The sequence below is a fragment of the Corynebacterium tapiri genome (assembly GCF_006334925.1).
Classification (GTDB): domain Bacteria; phylum Actinomycetota; class Actinomycetes; order Mycobacteriales; family Mycobacteriaceae; genus Corynebacterium; species Corynebacterium tapiri.
This window is the reverse complement of sequence record NZ_VDHJ01000005.1, coordinates 79,916-101,098: the sequence shown is the minus strand read 5'-3', so window position 1 is coordinate 101,098 and position 21,183 is coordinate 79,916. Positions and strand designations below refer to the sequence as shown.

Annotated in this window: 17 protein-coding genes; 8 read left to right on the top strand and 9 right to left on the bottom strand. The window is 63.4% G+C overall.

Annotation, left to right across the window (positions count from 1 at the left end; translation table 11 throughout):
• Positions 1-35: 35 nt before the first annotated feature.
• On the top strand, positions 36-1,442 hold the full coding sequence (locus FHE74_RS04435; protein WP_139465298.1) for an NAD(P)H-quinone dehydrogenase: 1,407 nt from the start codon (positions 36-38) through the stop codon (positions 1,440-1,442).
• Here FHE74_RS04435 and FHE74_RS04430 read toward each other — a convergent pair.
• Complete coding sequence (locus FHE74_RS04430; RefSeq protein WP_342773732.1) at positions 1,439-2,734, bottom strand: short-chain fatty acyl-CoA regulator family protein; 1,296 nt, start codon at positions 2,732-2,734, stop codon at positions 1,439-1,441. The two genes, FHE74_RS04435 and FHE74_RS04430, sit on opposite strands and share 4 nt — an antisense overlap.
• A gap of 163 nt (positions 2,735-2,897) precedes the next feature.
• Here FHE74_RS04430 and prpD point away from each other — a divergent pair, with 163 nt between their 5' ends.
• The 4 genes from prpD (at position 2,898) to FHE74_RS04410 (ending at position 9,940) form a co-directional block, all read left to right on the top strand.
• Positions 2,898-4,394: a 2-methylcitrate dehydratase PrpD gene (gene prpD / locus FHE74_RS04425; protein WP_139465296.1), complete on the top strand. Its 1,497-nt coding sequence runs from the start codon at positions 2,898-2,900 to the stop codon at positions 4,392-4,394.
• Positions 4,394-5,302: a methylisocitrate lyase gene (gene prpB / locus FHE74_RS04420; RefSeq protein ID WP_139465295.1), complete on the top strand. Its 909-nt coding sequence runs from the start codon at positions 4,394-4,396 to the stop codon at positions 5,300-5,302. The genes prpD and prpB overlap by 1 nt, the downstream gene beginning before the upstream one ends.
• A 5-nt stretch (positions 5,303-5,307) precedes the next feature.
• Entirely contained in the window at positions 5,308-6,447 is a 1,140-nt protein-coding gene (locus FHE74_RS04415) for a bifunctional 2-methylcitrate synthase/citrate synthase (protein ID WP_139465294.1), read from the top strand.
• Positions 6,448-6,517: 70 nt separating this feature from the next.
• Positions 6,518-9,940 carry a pyruvate carboxylase gene (locus tag FHE74_RS04410; RefSeq protein ID WP_139465293.1) on the top strand — a complete coding sequence of 1,141 codons (3,423 nt, stop codon included), beginning with the start codon at positions 6,518-6,520 and terminating at the stop codon, positions 9,938-9,940.
• Here the strand turns inward: FHE74_RS04410 and FHE74_RS04405 are convergent.
• From FHE74_RS04405 to FHE74_RS04370, 8 genes are all read right to left on the bottom strand, one after another.
• Positions 9,937-11,031, bottom strand: a complete 1,095-nt coding sequence (locus FHE74_RS04405) for an HNH endonuclease signature motif containing protein (RefSeq protein WP_139465292.1) — start codon at positions 11,029-11,031, stop codon at positions 9,937-9,939. The genes FHE74_RS04410 and FHE74_RS04405 overlap by 4 nt on opposite strands.
• 387 nt (positions 11,032-11,418) lie before the next feature.
• Positions 11,419-13,185, bottom strand: a complete 1,767-nt coding sequence (locus FHE74_RS04400) for an acetyl/propionyl/methylcrotonyl-CoA carboxylase subunit alpha (protein ID WP_139465291.1) — start codon at positions 13,183-13,185, stop codon at positions 11,419-11,421.
• Positions 13,186-13,305: 120 nt separating this feature from the next.
• The gene (locus FHE74_RS04395; protein ID WP_139465290.1) at positions 13,306-14,160 is read right to left on the bottom strand and encodes a sulfurtransferase; all 855 of its coding nucleotides are present in this window, start codon (positions 14,158-14,160) and stop codon (positions 13,306-13,308) included.
• A 46-nt stretch (positions 14,161-14,206) separates the two neighbouring features.
• Entirely contained in the window at positions 14,207-14,629 is a 423-nt protein-coding gene (locus FHE74_RS04390) for a DUF3151 domain-containing protein (protein WP_139465289.1), read from the bottom strand.
• Between the two features lie 10 nt (positions 14,630-14,639).
• The gene (locus FHE74_RS04385; RefSeq protein WP_139465288.1) at positions 14,640-15,227 is read right to left on the bottom strand and encodes a Maf family protein; all 588 of its coding nucleotides are present in this window, start codon (positions 15,225-15,227) and stop codon (positions 14,640-14,642) included.
• Positions 15,228-15,232: 5 nt separating this feature from the next.
• Positions 15,233-15,433 (bottom strand): acyl-CoA carboxylase subunit epsilon, encoded by a 201-nt coding sequence (locus tag FHE74_RS04380; RefSeq protein WP_139465287.1) that lies wholly within the window; start codon positions 15,431-15,433, stop codon positions 15,233-15,235.
• Positions 15,434-15,454: 21 nt separating this feature from the next.
• The gene (locus tag FHE74_RS04375) at positions 15,455-16,849 is read right to left on the bottom strand and encodes an acyl-CoA carboxylase subunit beta (protein ID WP_139465286.1); all 1,395 of its coding nucleotides are present in this window, start codon (positions 16,847-16,849) and stop codon (positions 15,455-15,457) included.
• Between the two features lie 71 nt (positions 16,850-16,920).
• Positions 16,921-18,552 carry an acyl-CoA carboxylase subunit beta gene (locus FHE74_RS04370; protein ID WP_139465285.1) on the bottom strand — a complete coding sequence of 544 codons (1,632 nt, stop codon included), beginning with the start codon at positions 18,550-18,552 and terminating at the stop codon, positions 16,921-16,923.
• 119 nt (positions 18,553-18,671) lie between these two features.
• Here FHE74_RS04370 and FHE74_RS04365 point away from each other — a divergent pair, with 119 nt between their 5' ends.
• The 3 genes from FHE74_RS04365 to FHE74_RS04355 are packed head-to-tail and all read left to right on the top strand — an operon-like array spanning position 18,672 to position 21,171.
• Positions 18,672-19,436, top strand: a complete 765-nt coding sequence (locus tag FHE74_RS04365; protein ID WP_139465284.1) for a biotin--[acetyl-CoA-carboxylase] ligase — start codon at positions 18,672-18,674, stop codon at positions 19,434-19,436.
• Positions 19,437-19,476: 40 nt separating this feature from the next.
• Positions 19,477-19,944, top strand: a complete 468-nt coding sequence (locus FHE74_RS04360) for a YdbT family protein (RefSeq protein ID WP_139465283.1) — start codon at positions 19,477-19,479, stop codon at positions 19,942-19,944.
• A 27-nt stretch (positions 19,945-19,971) separates the two neighbouring features.
• A complete protein-coding gene (locus FHE74_RS04355; RefSeq protein WP_139465282.1) occupies positions 19,972-21,171 on the top strand; it encodes a 5-(carboxyamino)imidazole ribonucleotide synthase in 1,200 nt (399 codons plus the stop codon).
• The last annotated feature ends 12 nt before the right edge of the window (positions 21,172-21,183 follow it).

The window sequence follows — 21,183 nt, the reverse complement described above, 5'->3', positions numbered from 1 at the left end:
ACGTTCACGCACTTACTTGGAGGTTGGGGCTTTTCATGAAGAGGCGAATCGTCATCATTGGCGGTGGCCCGGCGGGATACGAGGCAGCTTTGGTTGGCGCTGCCCAGGGAGCCGACATCACGCTGGTCGAGGACCAGGGCATGGGAGGAAGCTCGGTCCGTCTTGACTGTGTGCCGTCGAAGTCGTTCATTGCCGCAGCCAACATCAAGACCGACCTGCGCCGTGCGGACGACATGGGGCTCAACGAGGGCATCGGCAAGACCCACCTGTCGCTCACTGCTCTGAACGCTCGCGTGACCGAGCTGGCCGAGCAGCAATCGGGCGACATCCACGCGCAGATGGAGCGCGTTGGCGTGCGCGTGATCAACGGACGCGGTTACTTCACCCAGGACGAGCGCCACTCCGCCGTCCACGTGGTCAGCGTCGATGCCGCTGATGGCTCCCATGAAGAGATCGAGTGCGACATGGTGCTCATTGCGACCGGTGCGCACCCGCGCGTGCTGCCCGGAGCGAAGCCGGACGGGGAGAGAATTCTCGACTGGCAGCAGATTTACGGGCTCAAGGAGCTGCCGGAGCACCTGGTCGTCGTGGGTTCCGGCGTTACCGGTGCGGAGTTCGTCTCCGCGTTCGCCGAGCTGGGAGTGAAGGTGACGATGGTCGCCTCGCGTGACCGCATCCTGCCGCACGACGACGCCGATGCCGCCGACACCCTGGAGACCGTGCTGGCCGAGCGTGGCGTTTCCCTGGAAAAGGACGCGCGCGTCGAGGAGGTCGTCAACACGGGTGACGGCGTTGTCGTGCGCACTCAGGATGGCCGCGAGATTGCTGGTTCGCACTGCCTGATGTCCATCGGTTCCATCCCCAACACTGAGGGGTTGGGGCTGGAGACCGTCGGCGTGGAGACCGTGCCGTCCGGGCACATCCACGTGGATCGAGTGTCGCGCACCAATGTTTCCGGTATCTACGCCGCCGGCGACTGCACCGACTTGATGCCCCTAGCTTCGGTGGCCGCGATGCAGGGCCGCATCGCTATGAACCACGTGCTGGGCGAGGGTGTTAACCCGCTGCGCCTGAAGACGGTCTCCCAGGCCGTGTTCACCCGTCCCGAGATCGCCGCGGTGGGCTGGACTGAGAAGCAGCTGGAGGAGCGGGGTATGGATGCGCGCGTGATCACGCTGCCGCTGGCATCCAACCCGCGTGCCAAGATGCGCTCCCTGCGCCACGGCTTTGTCAAACTGTTCTGCTCCGACCGCTCCGGCGCGCTGCTTGGTGGTGTGGTCGTTGCTCCGACCGCTTCCGAGCTGATCCTGCCAATCACCATCGCGGTCGCCAACGGTCTGACGGTCAACGACCTGGCGAATACGTTTACCGTGTACCCGTCCCTGTCCGGGTCGATCACTGAGGCTGCTCGTCGCCTGATCAAGCACGACGAGTTGGACTAGTTTCTCTGGCTGCTGTGAAAGTCGACGACAACACGGCGGCCTTCCTGGGGGAATGCCCGCTGCGCGCACTGCTCGCGCGGGCATAACCGACAGCCGGGTCCGATCTCGGTGGCAGCATCGGGGGAGAGGTTGAGCCCGTCGGAGTACACCAGGCGATGGGCTTGGGAGATCTCGCATCCCAGGGCGACCGCGAATTCCCGGCGGGGAGCGGTGAATCCGCGAGTCGGAGATGAAACGTAGCGGGCTACCCAGAGGTAGGTGCGCCCATCGGGCATGCGTGCCACCTGGCGGGTGGGCCGCGCCGGGGTCTCGAACGCGCGGTGAACCACCCACAAGGGGCACGTTGCCGAGTCGGCGGTGAAATTCACACCACGGGCACTCTGGCGCTTGGATACGTTGCCTGCCCGGTCAATGCGCACGAAGTTGAACGGCACTCCCTTGGCGCCTGGTCTTTGCAGGCTGGACAGTCGGTGGCAGGTGGACTCGTAGGACGCCAAGAAGTGCGAGGCGATGCGATCGACGTCGTAACGCGTGTCCTCGGCGACCTCCAGCACCGCCGAGTACGGCAGAGTGACCGCCGAGGCGAAGTACTGCGCCAACCCGAGCAACGCCACGTCACGTGCGTCGGGGGCGTCGAGATCCTTGACCTCGCTGTCGAGCAAGTCTTGGTGGACACTCAGGGCGTAGTGCAGCGCCATCTCAAAACACAGCTGGGCTTCGTTGAGCCCGGTGCGCAGCGTTAAGGTGCGGGTCAGAGGGTCGTAGCGGCGTCGATGGCCGGTGGCATCCCCGCGGAAGTTGACGTTGACTCCGGCGTCGCTCTCCAGGGCGGCGGCCATGCGACCGGCCCGCAGGTGAATCGGGCCCAGATAGGTGGCAAGTTCCTCGCCCGCCACATCCAGATCGTGGATGTAGGAGCGGGTGGAGAAGAAGTAGTCGCGCACCGTGTCATAGGGGTTGGCGGCGGGGTTGAAACGTGTGGATAGGCCGCGCGCGAGATCTGGGTAGCGGGTGGCGAGGTCGGATAGCTGGTCCGCGGGGACATCGGGGAAAATCCCGCGCAGGGCGGTGAGCTTTTCGACGTCGCTTTCCGGCGCAAAGTACCCAGCATCCACATCAAAGGCCTGCGTGAGGGCGAGAAGGACCGAGACGCTTATCGGGCGTTGGTCGTTTTCTAGCTGGTTGAGGTAGCTCGTCGAGACGCCGATGCGCCGGGCCATCTCGGCCTGCGTGAGGCGAGCCCCGCGCCGAAGCGTATGGATGCGTCCCCCCGCGAAGTGCTGTGCCACCATCTCCTCCTCGAGAAAAGGGTCTGTGAGCTGACCTTTTTGCTGTATTTGCTTATTGTTTCTCTCTTCTTTGCAAAAGTTTACCCGTTTTACAGTGATGTGCGACACACTTTGTGGCTTTAGTGTCTCGGATAACCCACATCGCCTTGCTGAGAAGGGAGAACCCATGATCGACCACGAAGTACGCACCCGACGATCGGCAGAAGACTTCCCCTACGAGGAGCACCTGGCCTATCACATTGCCCGAGTGGCCGCGGACCCGGTGGAGGTTCCCGCCGAGACCGAAGAGATGATCATCAACCGCATCATCGACAACGCGGCGGTCTCCGCGGCCTCGGTGCTCCGTCGGCCGGTGACCGTGGCGCGCCAGCAGGCCCTGGGTCACCCGAAAGCCGGCGGGGCGAAAGTTTTCGGTGTGGAAACAACCGTCTCGGCGGAGTGGGCTGCCTGGGCCAACGGCACCGCCGTGCGCGAATTAGATTTTCACGACACGTTCCTGGCGGAGGAGTACTCCCACCCTGGAGACAACATTCCGCCGATCCTCGCCGCGGCACAGGCGACGGGAGCGAATGGCCGCGATCTCATTCGCGGATTAGCTACCGGCTATGAGATCCAGGTCGACCTGGTTCGCGGGATGTGCCTGCACAAGCACAAGATCGACCACGTCGCGCATTTGGGTCCTTCCGTGGCTGCCGGCGTGGGAACGCTGCTCGGACTGGACGTCGACACCATTTACCAGGCGGTCGGGCAAGCCCTGCACACCACGACGGCCACGCGCCAGTCCCGCAAGGGTGCGATCTCCTCGTGGAAGGCCTTTGCGCCGGCCTTTGCAGGGAAGATGGCCTTGGAGGCGGTCGATCGTGCGATGCGTGGCGAGGGCGCACCGGCTCCCATCTGGGAGGGCGAGGACGGCGTCATCGCCTGGCTGCTGGGAGGCCCTGGGCACAGCTATAAGATTCCACTGCCGGCAGAAGGCGAGCCCAAGCGCGCGATCCTGGACACCTTTACTAAGCAACACTCCGCGGAGTACCAGGCCCAGGCCATCATCGACCTGGCTCGTCGCCTGCGCCAGCAGATCGAGGATCTTTCTGCGATCGAGTCCATCGTGTTGGAGACGTCCCACCACACCCACAACGTCATCGGCACCGGCGCCAACGACCCACAGAAGATGGATCCGGACGCATCCCGCGAGACGCTCGACCACTCGATCATGTACATCTTCGCCGTCGCCCTCGAGGACGGCACCTGGCACCACGAGCGCTCCTACGCGCCCGAACGCGCCCACCGCCCTGAAACCGTCGAGCTCTGGCACAAGATCTCGACCGTGGAAGACCCGGAGTGGACGCGCCGTTACCTCAGCACCGACCCCGCGGAGAAGGCCTTTGGCGGCCGTGCGGTGGTCACGCTTAACGACGGAACGGTGCTGGCCGACGAACTAGCCATTGCCGACGCCCACCCGCTCGGTGCTGCCCCCTTCAAGCGAGCCGATTACATCGCGAAGTTCCGCGAGCTTGCCGAGGGTGTTGTCGACGAGCAGGAACAGGACCGCTTCCTGGCCGCTGCCGAACGCACCAGTGAGCTCACCGACTTAAGCCAGCTCAACATCGAGATCAGCTCGGATGTGCTCGCCCAAGCTCCCCAGATCCCGGAAGGACTGCTCTAATGCCTGGCCTCTACGCTCCCCAAGAAACCCCCACCCAACGCCGGCAGGCGCTGCGCGCTGGCCTGACGTCTGGCAAGATCCAGAAGCTTCCTGGTGCTTTTTCCCCGCTGGTCGCCCGGCTGATTGAGGACCTGGGCGGATTCGAAGGCGTCTACGTCTCAGGCGCGGTACTCGCCAATGACCTCGCGCTGCCCGACATCGGGCTCACCACGCTGACCGAGGTCGCTGGCCGCAGCCGTCAGATCGCCCGGGCGACCTCGCTTCCCGTGCTAGTCGATGCCGACACCGGATTCGGCGAGCCTATGTCAGCAGCCCGCACCATTTCCGAGCTGGAGGACGCCGGCGTCGCCGGCTGCCACCTGGAGGATCAGGTCAACCCCAAGCGCTGCGGCCACCTCGATGGCAAGGAGGTGGTTCCGGCAGAGGTGATGGTTCGACGCATCACTGCGGCTGTCAACGAACGTCGAGACGCGTCGTTTGTCATCTGTGCGCGTACCGACGCCGCAGCCACCGAGGGAATCGACGCCGCCATTGAGCGCGCCAAGGCCTACGCCGACGCCGGCGCGGACCTGATTTTCACCGAAGCCCTACGTACCCCAGAAGACTTTGAGCGTTTCCGGGCAGCGGTCGATGTGCCATTGCTGGCCAACATGACGGAGTTCGGCAAGAGCGAGCTGCTGAGCGCTCAAACGCTTGAGGACATTGGGTTCAACGCCGTGATCTACCCCGTGACCACCCTGCGCATCGCGATGGGGGTCGTGGAAGACGCACTGAAGGACATCCGTGACACCGGCACCCAGACAGCCTGGCTGGACACGATGCAGCACCGTTCCCGGCTCTACGAGCTCGTGCGTTACGCGGACTACAACGCCTTTGACACGTCTGTTTTCACCTACCGAGGAGAGTGATCCCCATGACCGAGATCCACAAGGGTTTGGCCGGCGTCGTCGCCGATTACACCGCCATTTCCAAAGTCAACCCCGAGACGAATTCGCTGCTCTACCGGGGATATCCGGTGCATGAGCTTGCCGAGAACTGCTCCTTCGAGGAGGTGGCGTACCTGCTGTGGAAGGGGGAGCTGCCCACCGCTGAGGAACTTGCCCAGTTCAAGCAGGAGTGCTGGAACGGCCGAGAGCTGGACCAGAAGACGATCGACGTGGTCATGAACATGCCGGTGGATTGCCACCCGATGGACGTGCTGCGCGGAGCGATCGCTTTCTTGGGGACCTACGACACCGAACACTTCACCCCCGACTCGGACCACATCCGGCGCATCGCTCGCCAACTGCTGTCCAAGATCCCCACCATCGTGGCGCTCGATATTCGTCGCCGCCGTGGGGAAGGCTACGTCAGCCCGCGCAAGGACCTGGGATTCACCGAGAACTTCCTGTGGATGGTCTTTGGCGATGGGCCGGATTCCCCGCTCAACCGTCCGGGCGATGTCGAATGCTTTGAAAAGTCGATGATCCTCTACGCGGAGCACTCCTTCAACGCATCGACGTTTACCGCGCGAGTGATCACGTCGTCCATGAGTGACACGTGGTCGGCCATTGTGGGCGCGATCGGAGCGCTGAAGGGGCCGCTGCACGGTGGTGCTAACGAGGCGGTCATGCACAACATGCTGGCCATTGGGGATCCGGACAAGGCCGAGCAGTGGTGCAAGGACAAGCTCGCACGCAAGGAGCTTGTCATGGGCTTCGGTCACCGCGTGTACAAGAAGGGCGACTCTCGCGTTCCGACGATGGAAGCAGCCTTTAAGAAGCTGGCGGCCGAGCACTCTGATGAGTCGACGGATACCTGGGTGAAGATGTACGACATCATGGCCGAAACCATGTACGAGAACACGTCCATCAAGATTCGCCCCAACCTCGACTTCCCGGCGGGCCCGGCGTACTACATCATGGGCTTCGACATCCCGTTCTTCACGCCGCTGTTTGTCATGGCGCGGATTACGGGTTGGACAGCGCACATTATCGAGCAGTTTGAAAACAATTCACTGATCCGTCCGCTGTCCTCCTACAACGGCCCAGCTGAGAGGCACCTGAAAGCCTAAAGTGCTATCGCCGGCTTTACATGATGCATAGAATCAGTCAGGTATCCGTATCAAGGAAAGGATCCCCCTCGTGGCTGAATCCCCATTGCCGTCGTTTGGCAAAGTTCTGGTAGCCAACCGCGGTGAAATCGCCGTTCGAGCGTTTCGCGCCGCCTTTGAGACTGGCGCGAAGACCGTCGCAGTCTATCCACGCGAAGACCGCAACTCCTTCCACCGCCCCTTCGCCGATGAAGCGGTGCGGATCGGGGAGGAGGGAAACCCGGTCAAGGCATACCTCGACATCGACGAAATCATCCGGGCAGCGACCCAGACCGGGGCGGACGCCATTTACCCCGGCTACGGATTCCTTTCCGAGCGGGCCGACCTGGCGCGTGCCTGCCGTGACAACGGAATCACCTTTGTAGGACCCACCCCGGAGACGCTCGATCTCACCGGTGACAAATCCGCGGCTGTCGAAGCAGCCAAGGAGGCGGGGCTGCCGGTGCTCCAGGACTCCGAGCCGTCTACGGACGTGGACACTCTTGTGGGGTACGCAAAGGACTTTCAGTTCCCCGTCTTCGTGAAGGCAGTAGCCGGTGGCGGCGGGCGTGGCATGCGCTTCGTCGAGAAGCCTGAAGACCTCGCCTCCCTGGCAGCTGAGGCCTCCCGCGAAGCCGCGGCAGCCTTCGGAGACGGGCACGTCTACTTGGAGACCGCGGTCATCAACCCGCAGCACGTCGAGGTGCAGATCCTTGCCGACGCCCACGGCGACGTCATCCACCTTTACGAACGTGACTGCTCTTTGCAGCGCCGCCATCAGAAGGTCGTCGAGATCGCGCCAGCGCAGCACATCACCGACGAGCTGCGTGAGCGCATCTGCTCCGACGCCGTGAAGTTCTGCCAGCACATCAACTACCGCGGAGCCGGCACGGTCGAGTTCCTGGTGGATGAGGCCGGCAACCACGTCTTCATCGAGATGAACCCGCGCGTTCAGGTTGAGCACACCGTGACGGAAGAGGTGACCGGCGTTGACATCGTCAAGAGCCAGATCCACATCGCCGCCGGCGCGCGACTTGCCGACCTCGGGCTAACCCAGGACTCCATCGAGATCACCGGTGCTGCGCTGCAGTGCCGCATCACCACAGAGGACCCGCACAACGGCTTCCGCCCAGATTCGGGAACCATCACGTCCTACCGCTCCCCAGGCGGTGCGGGCGTGCGTCTCGACGGCTCTGTAGCCGTAGGAACCGAGATCACCCCGAACTTCGACTCCCTGCTGGTCAAGATGACCTGTCGTGGCGCCGACTACGCCACCGCAGTCTCCCGCGCCCTGCGTGCACTCAACGAATTCACGGTGTCCGGAGTCTCCACCAACATCGGATTCCTGCGCGCCCTGCTCAGCGAAAGCGACTTCCAAAGCGAGCGCATCTCCACCAGCTTCATCAACGACCACATCCACCTGCTCGAGGCCCCGCCCGCTTCCGACGAGAGCGAGCGCATCCTCGACTACGTGGCGGACGTGACCGTCAACAAGCCCAACGGCGCTGCCCCCACTCGCCTGCAGCCGTGGCGCAAGCTCATGCACCTGGACACCTCACACGAGCGCCCGCGCGGCTCCCGCGACGAACTACGTGAGCTGGGGCCAGAGGAGTATGCACGTCGCCTCCGTACCCAAAGGAAACTCGGCGTCACCGACACCACCTTCCGCGACGCACACCAGTCACTCCTGGCCACCCGCGTGCGTACCGACACCCTCGTCCACGCCGCCGTGGCCACGAGCTACCTCACGCCTGAACTGTTTTCCGTAGAGGCCTGGGGCGGAGCAACCTACGACGTAGCCATGCGCTTCCTCTTTGAGGACCCCTGGGAGCGCCTGGACAAACTGCGCGAGGCCATGCCAAACGTGAACATCCAGATGCTCCTGCGCGGCCGCAATGCCGTCGGATATACCCCGTACCCCGAGAGCGTGAGCACCGCCTTCGTTGATGAAGCCGCTCGTTCCGGAGTCGATGTATTCCGCGTGTTCGACGCGCTCAACGACGTCTCACAAATGCGCCCAGCCATCGAAGCCGTGCTGAACACCGGCACGTCCGTTGCCGAGGTAGCGATGGCGTACTCGGGTAACCTTCTGTCCCCCAAGGAAGACCTGTACACGCTGGACTACTACCTCAAGCTCGCCGAAGAAATCGTCGGTACGGGTGCTCACGTGCTGGCGATTAAGGACATGGCTGGATTGCTTCGCCCCGAAGCGGCGCGGCGTCTGGTTACTGCGCTCCGTAAGGAATTCGACCTTCCGATCCACGTGCACACCCACGACACCGCAGGAGGTCAGCTGGCGACGTACCTGGCGGCCGCCGAGGCAGGCGCAGACGTCGTCGATGGTGCTTCCGCTCCGCTGGCCGGCACGACGTCCCAGCCGTCCCTGTCAGCCATTGTGGGAGCATTTGCCAACACTGATCGTGACACGGGGATCTCGGAGCAAGCCGTGGCTGAGCTCGAGCCGTACTGGGAGGGCGTACGTCAGGTCTACGCTCCGTTTGAGTCCGGCATCCCCGGCCCCACTGGTCGTGTCTACCGCCACGAGATCCCGGGAGGTCAGCTATCCAACTTGCGCACCCAAGCGGCAGCACTGGGCCTTGCGGACCGCTTCGAACTCATCGAGGATGCCTACGCTGGCGTGAACGAGATTCTCGGTCGCCCCACGAAGGTGACCCCGTCCTCCAAGGTGGTCGGCGATCTTGCTCTCTCGCTAGTGGGTACGAACACAACTCCGGAAGAGTTTGCTGCGGATCCCCACAAGTACGACATCCCCGACTCCGTTATTTCCTTCCTTCGCGGGGAATTGGGCACGCCTCCTGGCGGATGGCCAGAGATCACGGAGAAGATCCTGGAAGGCCGCGGCCAAGGACAGCAAAGCTTGGTTGAGGTCCCCAAGGAGGAGGCCGAGAATCTGGCAAGCGAGGACCACAAGGTTCGTCGCGCAAGCCTGGATCGGCTGATGTTCCCCAAGCAGGCACAGGAATTTCTTGCGCACCGCAGGCAATTCGGAAACACCTCCCAGCTTGAGGACCACATTTTCTTCTACGGGCTCGAGGAGGGGCAGGAGTCGGTTATTCGCTACGGAAGCGACGAATCCTCCCCATCCATGGTGGTGCGTCTCGACGCCATTGGTGAGCCTGATGAGAAGGGGCACCGTCGTGTAGTCCTCAACGTCAATGGCCAGATTCGCCCGCTCCTTGTTCGGGACCGCAGCGTGGAGTCTTCCGTAGCGGAGGTTGAAAAGGCTGACGCTTCTCAGCCAGGCCATGTCGCTGCGCCTTTCGCTGGTGTGGTCAACGTGACGGTTGAGCCGGGGGACAAGGTGAAGGCTGGTGATCCTGTGGCATCGATTGAGGCGATGAAGATGGAAGCCAGTATCTCGGCAACGATCGATGGCACTGTCGAGCGCGTTGCTCTGAAGGCAGCAACGAAGGTCGAGGGCGGCGACCTTATCGTGGTGATCGCACAGGATTAGGCTGCGAGCGCGAGTTGGCGGGCACTCAGGCGCCGGACTGGGAGTCGGTTGGGGTGCCCGTCCCAATAGAGTTCGCCGTCGTCTCCGCGGCTTAGGTGAGTGCCTACCTGTGCGTGATGACGTGGGCAAAGCAGCGCCAGGTTGAGTATGTCCGTGGAGCCGCCGTCTGCCCAGGCGACGATGTGATGAGCTTGGCATTCGGCGGCTGAGAATCCGCAGCCGGGGGCCGCGCACGTGAGCTGATGGGCCGCGAGGGCGGCCCTTTGTGCTGGGGTGGCGAAGCGATGGATCCGGCCGACTGCCAGGGGCGTACCGCCATCACCGTAGGCCATAGCCCAGCCACTGGTAGCGATTCGCTTGTTGATGAATTCGGCCAGCGGCATGGTGGTGCCGTCGGTAAGCGCAACCGAGCCATGAGACACGTGGCCGACGAGGTCGCGATCTGTGATGACCACGCTCGGTGCCAGAGCAGGTGAGGGGCCGGCGCCGGCGCGGAACAGCTCGACGAATGCGTCGGCGGCCAGTTGATCGAAGCGGGGTCCGCCTGAGCGGTCGAAACGCGCGGAGGCGATGGAGTTCACGCGGTTCATCACCTCGGACATCACGGGCTCAGGCAGGCGCAGAAGGAGGGTGCGGCACCCATCGGCGTCGACGTTGCGGGAAAAGCGCGCGGTGCGCTGTTGGAAGGCATGGTCTGTGGGGTTGGGGCGTCGCTTAGCGACGACATCGCGCCCCACCGCGATCAGCTCCTTGACGCTTAACCCGGGTGCCTGGCGAGAGATTTCCAGGCGAATGCTTTCACGCTGGTCAGGGATCTTGCGAGCGGCTTTTGCGATCTCGAGCATGGCGAAGATCGACACGGAATGGCGGGTGTAGAGCTCGAGCGATTCTTGGCGTTGCGCCTCGTCAATCGGGTTCTTGAGGGGCTTGTGGAGTTCGTTGGACAGGCGCACGATGGCGCGGGCCGTTTCGGTCTTCAATCCCAGGAAGTAGGCGAGATCGTCGATCTCAGTGGCGGAATCATGAACCGCCGAAACAATATCGACGCCGCGCTTGAGAAGCTGAGCGAGCTGCGTGAGGAGTGCGGTCATGGCAGCGAGACTAGGACCCGGGTAGCTCTAGACCCTATGGCCGCGGATGGCGTTGTGTGGATAACCCAAGTTTTTGGGGTTGTTGTGGATAACTTGGCTAGTGGGGCGTCGAGAAGCGTTCAGTAACGCCATAATGAGAAGACACGCCACCACTGCCTGGGCCGCGTGCTGCGACCACAAGGACGTAATTCGCTCGCCTTCCCGATAGGTCCCCAAGAAAACATCAGGGCGAGCGAGCCGAGCGCGGCCCCTATCGTGAAGATTCGCTTACGTCCGGAAGAGTCGGCGAGTCCACCCAAGGATAAAGCCGGCGAGGGCCCTGTTATCACCGCGATAAGTCATGCGCTGAATGTAGGGACTGCCTCGCCGGCGCGTCAGGCTCCTGGGCTATTTGATTTCCAGAAGTACCGTGCCCTTGGTGACCTGCTGGCCCGCCTCGATGCTGAGTCCGGTGACAGTACCGGACTTGTGCGCCTTGACGGGGTTTTCCATCTTCATGGCCTCGAGAATGGCCACCACGTCACCCTCGGCGACCTCGGCGCCTTCTTCGACGTTGAGCTTGATCACAGTGCCCTGCATCGGGGCAGTGACGGCATCGCCGGACACCGCTGCTCCGGCGGAGCCACGCGAGCGCTTGCGCTTCTTGCGGGGCGCAGGGCCACGACCGAAGCGAGCCGGCAGTGCGACCTCGATGCGGCGCCCGTTGACCTCTACGACGAAGATTTGCTTCTTCTCGTCCTCAGTCTCTTCCGGAGCGTCAGCAGGATCCACGTAAGCAGACAGCTGGTTGTCCCACTCCTCCTCGATCCAGCGGGTGTACACGCTGAAGTTGTTGCCATCGCCAACGAACGCGGGGTCGGTCAGCATGGCCTGGTGGAACGGGATGACCGTAGGTAGCCCCTCGACGGTGAACTCGGACAAGGCGCGGCGGGAACGCTCGATGGCCTCCTGGCGGGTCTCGCCGGTAACAATCAGCTTGGCCAGCATGGAGTCGAATTGCCCGCCGATTACGGACCCCTGGCGAACACCCGAGTCGACTCGCACACCAGGGCCGGTGGGCTCGTTGTATGCGGTGATCGTGCCGGGGGCGGGCATGAAATTCGTGGCGGCGTCTTCGCCGTTGATGCGGAACTCGATGGCATGACCGCGCGGCTGGGGGTCCTCTGTGAACCGCAAGGGATGGCCCTCGGCGATGCGGAACTGCTCACGCACGAGGTCAATGCCGGTGGTTGCTTCCGTTACGGGGTGCTCGACCTGCAGGCGAGTGTTGACCTCTAGGAAGGAAATCAGGCCGTCGGAGCCGACCAGGTACTCCACGGTTCCTGCGCCGTAGTAGCCGGCGGCGCGGCAGATATCCTTGGCGGAGGAGTGGATGCGCTCGCGCTGTTCGTCGGTGAGGAAGGGGGCCGGGGCCTCCTCCACCAGCTTCTGGAAGCGGCGCTGCAGGGAACAATCGCGCGTGCCGACGACGACGACGTTTCCGTGCTGGTCCGCAAGAACCTGCGCCTCGACATGGCGGGCCTTGTCGAGGTAGCGCTCGACGAAGCACTCGCCGCGCCCGAAAGCTGCCGTCGCCTCGCGGGTGGCTGACTCAAAGAGCTCAGCGACCTCGTCGTGCGAGTAGGCAACCTTCATGCCGCGCCCGCCACCGCCGAAAGCAGCCTTGATGGCGATGGGGAGTCCGTGCTCTTTAGCGAAGGCCTGGACGTCGGCAGCATCGGAGACCGGGTCTTTCGTACCGGGAGCCATCGGAGCGTTGACGCTCTCGGCGATGTGGCGGGCGGTGACCTTGTCGCCGAGGTCGGCGATTGCCTTGGGGGAGGGGCCGATCCAGGTCAAGCCGGCGTCGATAACTGCCTGGGCGAAGTCGGCGTTCTCCGAAAGGAACCCGTAACCGGGGTGGATGGCGTCGGCGCCGGAGCGGGCTGCGGCGTCGAGGATCTTGTCGAAGTCCAGGTAAGAGTCAGCAGAAGTGGTGCCTCCCAAGGCGAAGGCCTCGTCGGCTAGGGCGACGAACGGAGCGTCTGCGTCGGGTTCTGCGTATACCGCTACGGAAGAGATTCCCGCATCCTGGGCGGCGCGGATTACGCGCACCGCGATCTCGCCACGGTTGGCCACGAGGACCTTGGTGATCTTTACGGTCTCAACTGCCACTAGGGATACCCTTCTGGTTTAATGCGTCAGCTTTAACGTCATGAATGATTATCCGTAGAGGCTAACCTACTCTACGGTAACTTTCCACTACCAAAATACTTTCGAGGGGAACTTCGCGGATTAATCCTTGGCGATTGGCACCCGTACCAAGTTTCCCCACTCCGACCACGATCCGTCATACACCCGGATGTTTTCAAATCCCAGCAGGTTACGGAGCACAAACCACGTGTGTGCGGAGCGATCACCCAGGCCGTCGTACACGATGGTCGGGGTTGCCGGGTCGAACTGCTCGTAGCGCTGCTTGATCTCGTCGAGCGAGCGGAATCGAGCATTGGGGTGAATACACTTGCCCCACGGGATGCTGACCGCTCCGGGGATGTGACCGGTACGCAAGACGCCGGGATTGTCACTGGTCTTGCCAGCGTATTCGTCGGCCTCGCGGACGTCGATAAGCGCAATGTCGGAGCCCAGCAGCTGGCGGACCTCGTCCTGGAACACGCGGTGGGTGGAATCGTCGCGCGTAACGACGGGGTAGTCCGTCCGCGGATAATCCGGCACATCGAACGTGGTGTCGCGCTCTTCACCCATCCACGCGTCGCGGCCGCCGTCGAGGAGCCGGACGTCCGGGTGCCCAAACAGCTCGAAAACCCACAGGGTGTAGGCGGCCCACCAGTTGCGCTTGTCGCCATAGATGACCACGGTGTCGTCGCGAGAGATGCCCTTCTCGCTCATGAGGCGGGCAAAGGCCTCTCCGTCGATGAAGTCACGCGTGAGCTCATCGTTGAGGTCGGTACGCCAGTCGATGCGCACCGCGCCGGGCAGGTGGCCGATGTTGTACAGCATGGAGTCCTCGTCGGACTCCACCACCTTGAGCCCCTTAACCCCCAGGCGAGCAGAGAGCCAAGCGGCCGAAACCACCTTCTCTGGGTGGGCGTAGTGAGCAAACTCAGGAGACGGGTCAGCCTCGATAGTCACGGCATTTTCACCTCACACAGGGGACGGGTTGGTACCTTCGGACACTTTACCCTTTCCGCTCCTCAAGCAACCGCTCAACGGAGGCAGGGTCAGCATCCGAGAGCATTTGGCGGCAACGATCGTACTCGGCGTCCTCGCCGATCGCCCGAGCGGCCAAGGCGAGTGCAGCGATGGCGCGCAGCACACCCTGGTTGGGCTCGTGGTCGAAGGGCACAGGACCCCAGCCCTTCCACCCGTTGGCGCGCAAGCGGTCCAGGGAGCGGTGGTAGCCGGTACGCGCGAAGGCGTAGGCGACGAGAGTCTCTTCCGGAGCGGAAGAAGAAGCCAGCGCCTGCTCAGCGCGCTGTGCCCACGCTAGCGGCGATTCCGGATGAGCAAAGAGCACCTGGGGATCGCTCGCATCGCGTCCCTGGGCGGGGTCGGCGGGCAGACGGATTGGCTGGGGAGCGAGCATGTCCTGAAATTCCATGCCGCCCAGCTTAGCTATGCCAGAACTCGCTGACGTCCACCCCGAACGAATAGAGAGCGCGACGCACCAATGGCAGCGACAGCCCGATCACGCTCGAGGGATCACCCTCAATGCGGTCGATGAACCAACCGCCGAGAGCCTCCAACGTGAAGGCCCCGGCGCACTGCAGGGGCTCCCCGGTGGCGGCATAGGCTTTGATGTCCGCCTCCGTTGCGGGGGCAAAATGGATCTGGGTGCGACCGGTGGCGATGAACTCCTGTGCTCCGTAAGAGATGCAGTGCCCGGTCAAAAGCTCCGCCTGCCGGCCGGCCTGGGCACGCCAGCGTTCGATTGTGGCTTCCCTTGTGTGGGGTTTGCCTTGCAGCTGGCCGTCGAGAAGCAGCATCGAATCGCAGCCGATGACCACGTCGTCGGGGTACAGCTCGGAGACTGCCCGGGCCTTTGCGGCAGCGAGCGCCTCGACGGTTTCCTCCGTACCGGAAGAGACCGCCTCGATGGCCCGTTCATCAACATCTGCGGGGTGAACAACCGGTTCCACCCCAGCGGCGCGCAGGATTTGCAGCCGCGAGGGCGACTGAGAGGCGAGGACGATGCGCATTCTCTTTAGAAGTAGGAGACGTTGCGGAAAGCGTTGGGGTTGTACACGTGCTCGCGGCGGCGCGACTGGTGCTGGCCCCACAGGTTTCGATCCCCGCGGGCATCGCTCTGGGCCTCGGCCGTGATTTGGGCGAGAACTGCCGAAAGGGCCGCCACCTCATCGTCGGATGGGTTGCCGCGTACGACCTGAAATTCCGGTGCGCTCATGTCAGCTTCGGTGTCCTTTTCTTACAAGGGAAGGTTGCTGTGCTTCTTCGGCAGGGTCGGGACCATCTTCCGATCCAGCATTCGCAAGCCCTCGACGAGGTGGTGGCGGGTGCGCGAGGGCTCGATGACGGCGTCGACGAGACCATGCTCAGCAGCCTGATACGGGGTGAGAAGATCGGCCTCTGCGCCGGGCGTTGCGATCTCGGCGGTCGGCCAGGCAAAGACGAGGTCAGCACCCGCGGCCTTCGCACCGAGCAATGCGTAAGCGCTGCCGTGGGCACGGCGAGTGACCACAGTGACCAGTCCCACGGTGGACTCGGCGAAGGCGTGGACCAGCTGTGCTGCGGCGCGTGCCGAGCGGGCATCGCCGTGCGCGAAACCAGGGGAATCGACGACGAAGATTACCGGCAGGTTGAACGCGTCGCACAGACGCAGGAAACCGGCGGCCTTGGTCGCGGCTTCCGGGGTGACGGCGCCGAGATCGTGCTGCGGGTTGGTGGCCACGACGCCGATGGCGCGGGAGTCCACGCGCGCGAAACCGGTGAGGATGTGGGGCGCGTGTTCGGGGTGCAGCTCGAGGAACGAGTCGGTGTCGATGAGTTGCTTGACGACGTCCGCTGCGTCGTAACCCTGTGCGACATCATCCGGCATGAACGTGTCCAGGTCTGCATCGACAGGGTTCTCACCGGCGGTGCGAGGCGCTTCGGCATGGTTGTTGGTCGGCAGGTAAGACACCAGCTGGCGAGCACAGGCCAACGCGCTGGCGATGTCTTCCTGGACCAGGTGGGCCGGGGTGGCTTGCTCGGCGGAGGGCTGGTTGGGGGCGTCGTCGAGATGCAGCGTCGTCCCCGAGACCTGGATGATGATGTCGGCGAGATGAGGTGCGACGGCCGCCAGGCCAGAAGTTTCTCCGGCAACGATGGCGATCTGGGGAACCAACCCCGAGGCTGCGGAGGCGGCCTTGAACAGGCCGGCGTAGGTGCTCAGGGCGGCCACGCCTTCGACATCGCGCACGCCGTGGGAGGCGTGGATGCTGATGATGGGAACACCAGTCTTGGTGGCCAGCGCGTACATCTTGGCGATCTTCTCACCAAACACCTCGCCGAGAGCGCCATCGAAAATGGACTCATCGTGTGCGTAGAGGCAGACGCGTCGCCCGTCGATGGTTCCATAACCGGTAACCACGCCGTCGGTGGCGGGTCGGTTGCGGTCCATCTTGTTGATGGTCACCCGGTGACGGGCCAGTGCGTCGGTCTCAATGAAGGAGCCAGGATCGACCAGCGCTTCGATCCGCTGGCGTGGGGTCAGGCCTTCGGCGGCCTCCGAGTTTCCAGCGTCGAGGGATTCGGCAATGCGGGCGCGCAGATCGGCCAATTTGCCGGACGTGGTCTTCAAATCGGGCTTGGCTTCGCTCATGGGTCCTTACTCTAAAGCGTTGTGGGGGTTAGCAGTAATAATTGGTCGCCCCCACAGTACGGCGTTGCGGTTTAGAGCGGAATATTGCCGTGCTTGCGGGCGGGGCGAGAGACCTTCTTGTCGCGCAGGAATCTTAAGCTGCGCGACAGAGCTCCGCGGGTTTCCGAGGGCATGATGACCGAGTCGATCAACCCACGCTCAGCCGCGCTGTACGGGTTGAGCATGTGATCCTCGTACTCGCGCTCAAAGCTGAGCGCCAGCTCTTGGACATCGATCCCGCGCTCTGTCGCCTGCTTCAGTTCCTTGCGGTAGATAAAGCCCACTGCCCCGGCAGCGCCCATGACCGCGATTTGGGCGGTCGGCCAGGCCAGGTTGAGGTCCGCGCCCAGGCCTTTGGAACCCATCACGCAATACGCACCTCCGTAGGCCTTGCGCATGGTCACCGTGATCTTGGGCACGGTGGCCTCACCGTAGGCGTACAGCAGCTTTGCGCCTCGACGTAGGATCCCGCCGTATTCCTGGCCGGCGCCGGGGAGGAACCCGGGGACGTCGACAAGCAACACCAGGGGAATGTTGAAGCTGTCGCAGGTGCGCACGAATCGCGCTGCCTTCTCTGAGGAGTCGATGTCGAGGCAGCCGGCGTTGACCATGGGCTGATTGGCGACGAAGCCGACAGATTGGCCGTCGATGCGCCCGAAGCACGTGACCACGTTGTCGGCGCGATCAGCTTGGATTTCTAGGTACTCGCCGTCGTCGGTAAGCGCTTCGATGACGGTGTGGACGTCATAGGGCTGGGTGGGCGAGTCGGGGATGAGCTCGTCGAGGGTGAGATCGTCGGCGGTGATGTTGTCGCCGATCGAGCCGACCTCGAGCTCGTGAGGTTCCACCGGAGCGAGTTCGCGATTATTGCTAGGCAGATACGCGATGAGGTCAGCGACAAAGTCCAGCGCCTCCTCATCCGTCTGCGCGACATAGTGGCAGTTTCCGGCGGTGGACATGTGCGTGGAGGCGCCGCCCAGCTCCTCTTGGGTGATCTCCTCGCCGGTGACGGTCTTGATCACGTCTGGGCCCGTCACAAACATCTTGGACGTCTTATCCACCATGACCACGAAGTCGGTCAGGGCCGGGGAGTAGGCATTGCCGCCGGCACACGCGCCCATGATCACGGAGATCTGTGGGACCACGCCGGAATTGTTGATGTTGTGCCAGAACGTCTTGGCGATCCAGTCCAGGGACACCGCGCCATCCTGGATGCGTGCCCCCGCGCCCTCGTAAAGGCCGATCAAGGGGCGGCCGGTGGTGACCGCCAGCTCCATGATCTTGCACATCTTCTCGCCGTACACCTCGCCGAGCGCTCCTCCGAAGACGGTGCCGTCCTGGGAGAAGATGCAGACCTCGCGCCCGTCGATGGTTCCCCAGCCGGTGACGATGCCATCGGTCTCGGGGCGCTTGGCCATCATGTTGAAGTCATGGGTGCGGTGCTTGGCCAACATGTCGGTCTCCACGAAGGAGCCGGGGTCGAGCAGGTGATCGAGGCGCTCACGTGCGGTCAGGCGTCCAGCGTCGTGAACCTTGGTGACCGCGGCGGGGCCCATGGGGTAGGTGGCGGCGGCGCGGCGTCGGCTCAGCTCGGCAATTTTGTCGGCAGTGGTAGCGCGCGCGTGCTCACCTGTGATCTCGGGCGATTGTGAGGAAACGGTCATGCTGGGGGAGTGTAACGCGCTGCGCGATTACTTTCCACCCCAAAACACTATGTTTCTCTAAAAAACTTACGAAACCGTAGGTAGCGGGAGTGCAAGCGCATCCTGAATGCTGGGATTTTATGGCTACAGAGTATGACCTGACGCGGATTCGCCACGACCTGTTGGGGAAGGGATTGCTGCGCTCCATCGACTTCGTGGAGTCCACCGGCTCCACCAATGCCGACCTCCTGGCTGCCCGGCCGAGCGATGGCGCTGTTCTCCTAGCCGGTGAGCAGACCGCGGGCCGTGGACGGCTGGGGCGGCGTTGGGAGAGCCCGGCCGGGGATCAGCTCATCTTCTCCCTGGGGTTGGTGGTGGACGAGGCGCGCGTCAAACGACTCGGCACCCTTCCGCTGGCGGTTGGCGCTGGTGTGGCAGACGCGGTGGTCGGCGTAGCTCCGAACGCTGGGTTGAAGTGGCCCAATGATGTGCTTATCGACGGCCGCAAGCTCGCCGGCATCCTGGCAGAGGCAGCCCCTCTGGAAGCGGGCAAGTACCACGTCGTCGTCGGCTGCGGGATCAATACGGGAATGCCGGCCGAGCGCCTGCCGGTTGCGCATGCCACCTCGCTGCGAGTCTGTGACATCGAATTTGACCAGGAGAAACTGGCTGTTGCGGTGCTGGGGAGCGTCGAGAAGCGTGTCCAACAATGGCGGGCGGATGACCCGCAGATGCTTCAGGACTATCGCCAACACTGCGTGACTATCGGGCAGCGGGTGAAGCTGGAAACTCCGCGGGGTGAAATTGTGGGCCTGGCGGAGACCGTGGATGACGAGGGGTGTGTCGTTGTAGACGGGCAGGCGTACTCGGCGGGCGATGTGACGCACTTGCGGCCGCGTCAGTAGTGGCCCCTGTGACGCAATAACAGCTAAGTTGTAAGGCACTATGAGGATGCCAACGATGATGCCCGGGGAGCAGGTCCGCGCTGACCTGACCTCTTCGCCGCGCGTCATGGTTTTTCCCGTCATCGAATTGGTGGCCACGACGGGACTCTTGTGGATGGCTATTGGTTTTCTTGATAGTCCAGCCTCGCCGTTTCCTGATCAACTGCGCAATCTTTTCGTGGTGGCCTGGATGCTCGCGGTGCTGCTGCGTTTTGTAGTTCCGCTGGTTCGGGCTCGGCGCCGGCGGTTCATCGTGACCAATCGGCGCGTAATCGCCCGACAGGCACAGCTGCGCGGGCGAGTGGACTCCATTCCCTTCGCGGACATCCACTCCGTGCGCCGTCGCAAGGGTGGGCTCTCTGTGGCAATCCTGGGGCAACCGGCGCCGCTGTTCTACCCCGAGGTGCCTAAGTCGCGCCGGGTTGAGGAGATGATTAATCGCTCCTTGCCGCCGCGCCTGTATCGCTAGCGCGCATCCCCCGTATGATCGGAAAACGTGACTTCGACGAACCAATCTGCTCACGCTTCCGGCGCTCCTGTGGTGGTTGTGGTCGGCGACGGCCAACTAGCACGAATGATGCACACCGAGGCCATCGAGCTTGGCCTATCCCTGCGTGTGCTGGCATCAGCCCCTGACTCGTCGGCCGCGCAGGTCGCTCACGATGTGGTCCTGGGGGACTACCGCGAACGCGCGGACCTGAGTGCGGTGGCCGCGGGTGCCGACGCCGTGACCTTCGACCACGAGCACGTGCCCAATGAGCTTCTCGACGAACTCATCTCCCAGGGGATCAATGTGCAGCCCCAGCCCAGTGCCCTGATCTACGCGCAGGACAAGCTGCACATGCGCACCAAGCTTCAGGAGATCGGCGCCCCCGTCCCACCCTTTAGCGCGATCACGTCCGTCGAGGACGCCCGAGCATTCTCGGAGTCGGTCGGCGGGAAGGTCTGCCTGAAGTCCCGACGCGGTGGCTACGACGGCAAGGGCGTGTGGTTTCCCAAGAATGACGAGGAGCTGAACTCCTTGGTCACGGAGCTTCTCGACGCCTCCGTCGACCTCATGGCGGAAAAACTCATCCCGTTTGAACGTGAGCTCTCTGCAATGGTGGCCCGCACTCCCTCCGGCCAGACACAACCGTGGCCGGTGGTGCAGTCTCGCCAGTCCGGAGGCATCTGCGTGGAGGCAGTTGCACCGGCTCCGGACATGTCGGACGAGCTTCGTCAGCGCTGCGAGGAGCTGAGCGCGCGAGTGGCCACTGAGCTGGGCGTAACCGGTGTGTTGGCGGTGGAACTGTTTGAGTACCGCGACGAGGACGGCCAGCCAGCCATTAGCGTCAACGAGCTAGCCATGCGCCCCCACAACACCGGGCACTGGACGCAGGATGGCTGCGTGACCAGCCAGTTCGAACAACACCTGCGGGCGGTGCTCGACCTGCCGCTCGGTGATACCCGCACTGTTGCTCCCGTGACCGTAATGGCAAATGTCCTCGGCGGGGAAGAGGACGGGACCCCATACGAGCGGGTCGCCGAGCTCATGCGCCGTTTCCCGGAGGCCAAAGTGCACCTTTATGGCAAGGATGTGCGCCCGGGCCGCAAGATCGGGCACGTCAACATCGTTGGTGCCTCCGAGGACAGCGTGGCCGAGGTGCGCGAGCGCGCCCAGCAGGCGGCGCGGTTCCTGGCTACCGGATCCTTCTAAAGAAACCACAAG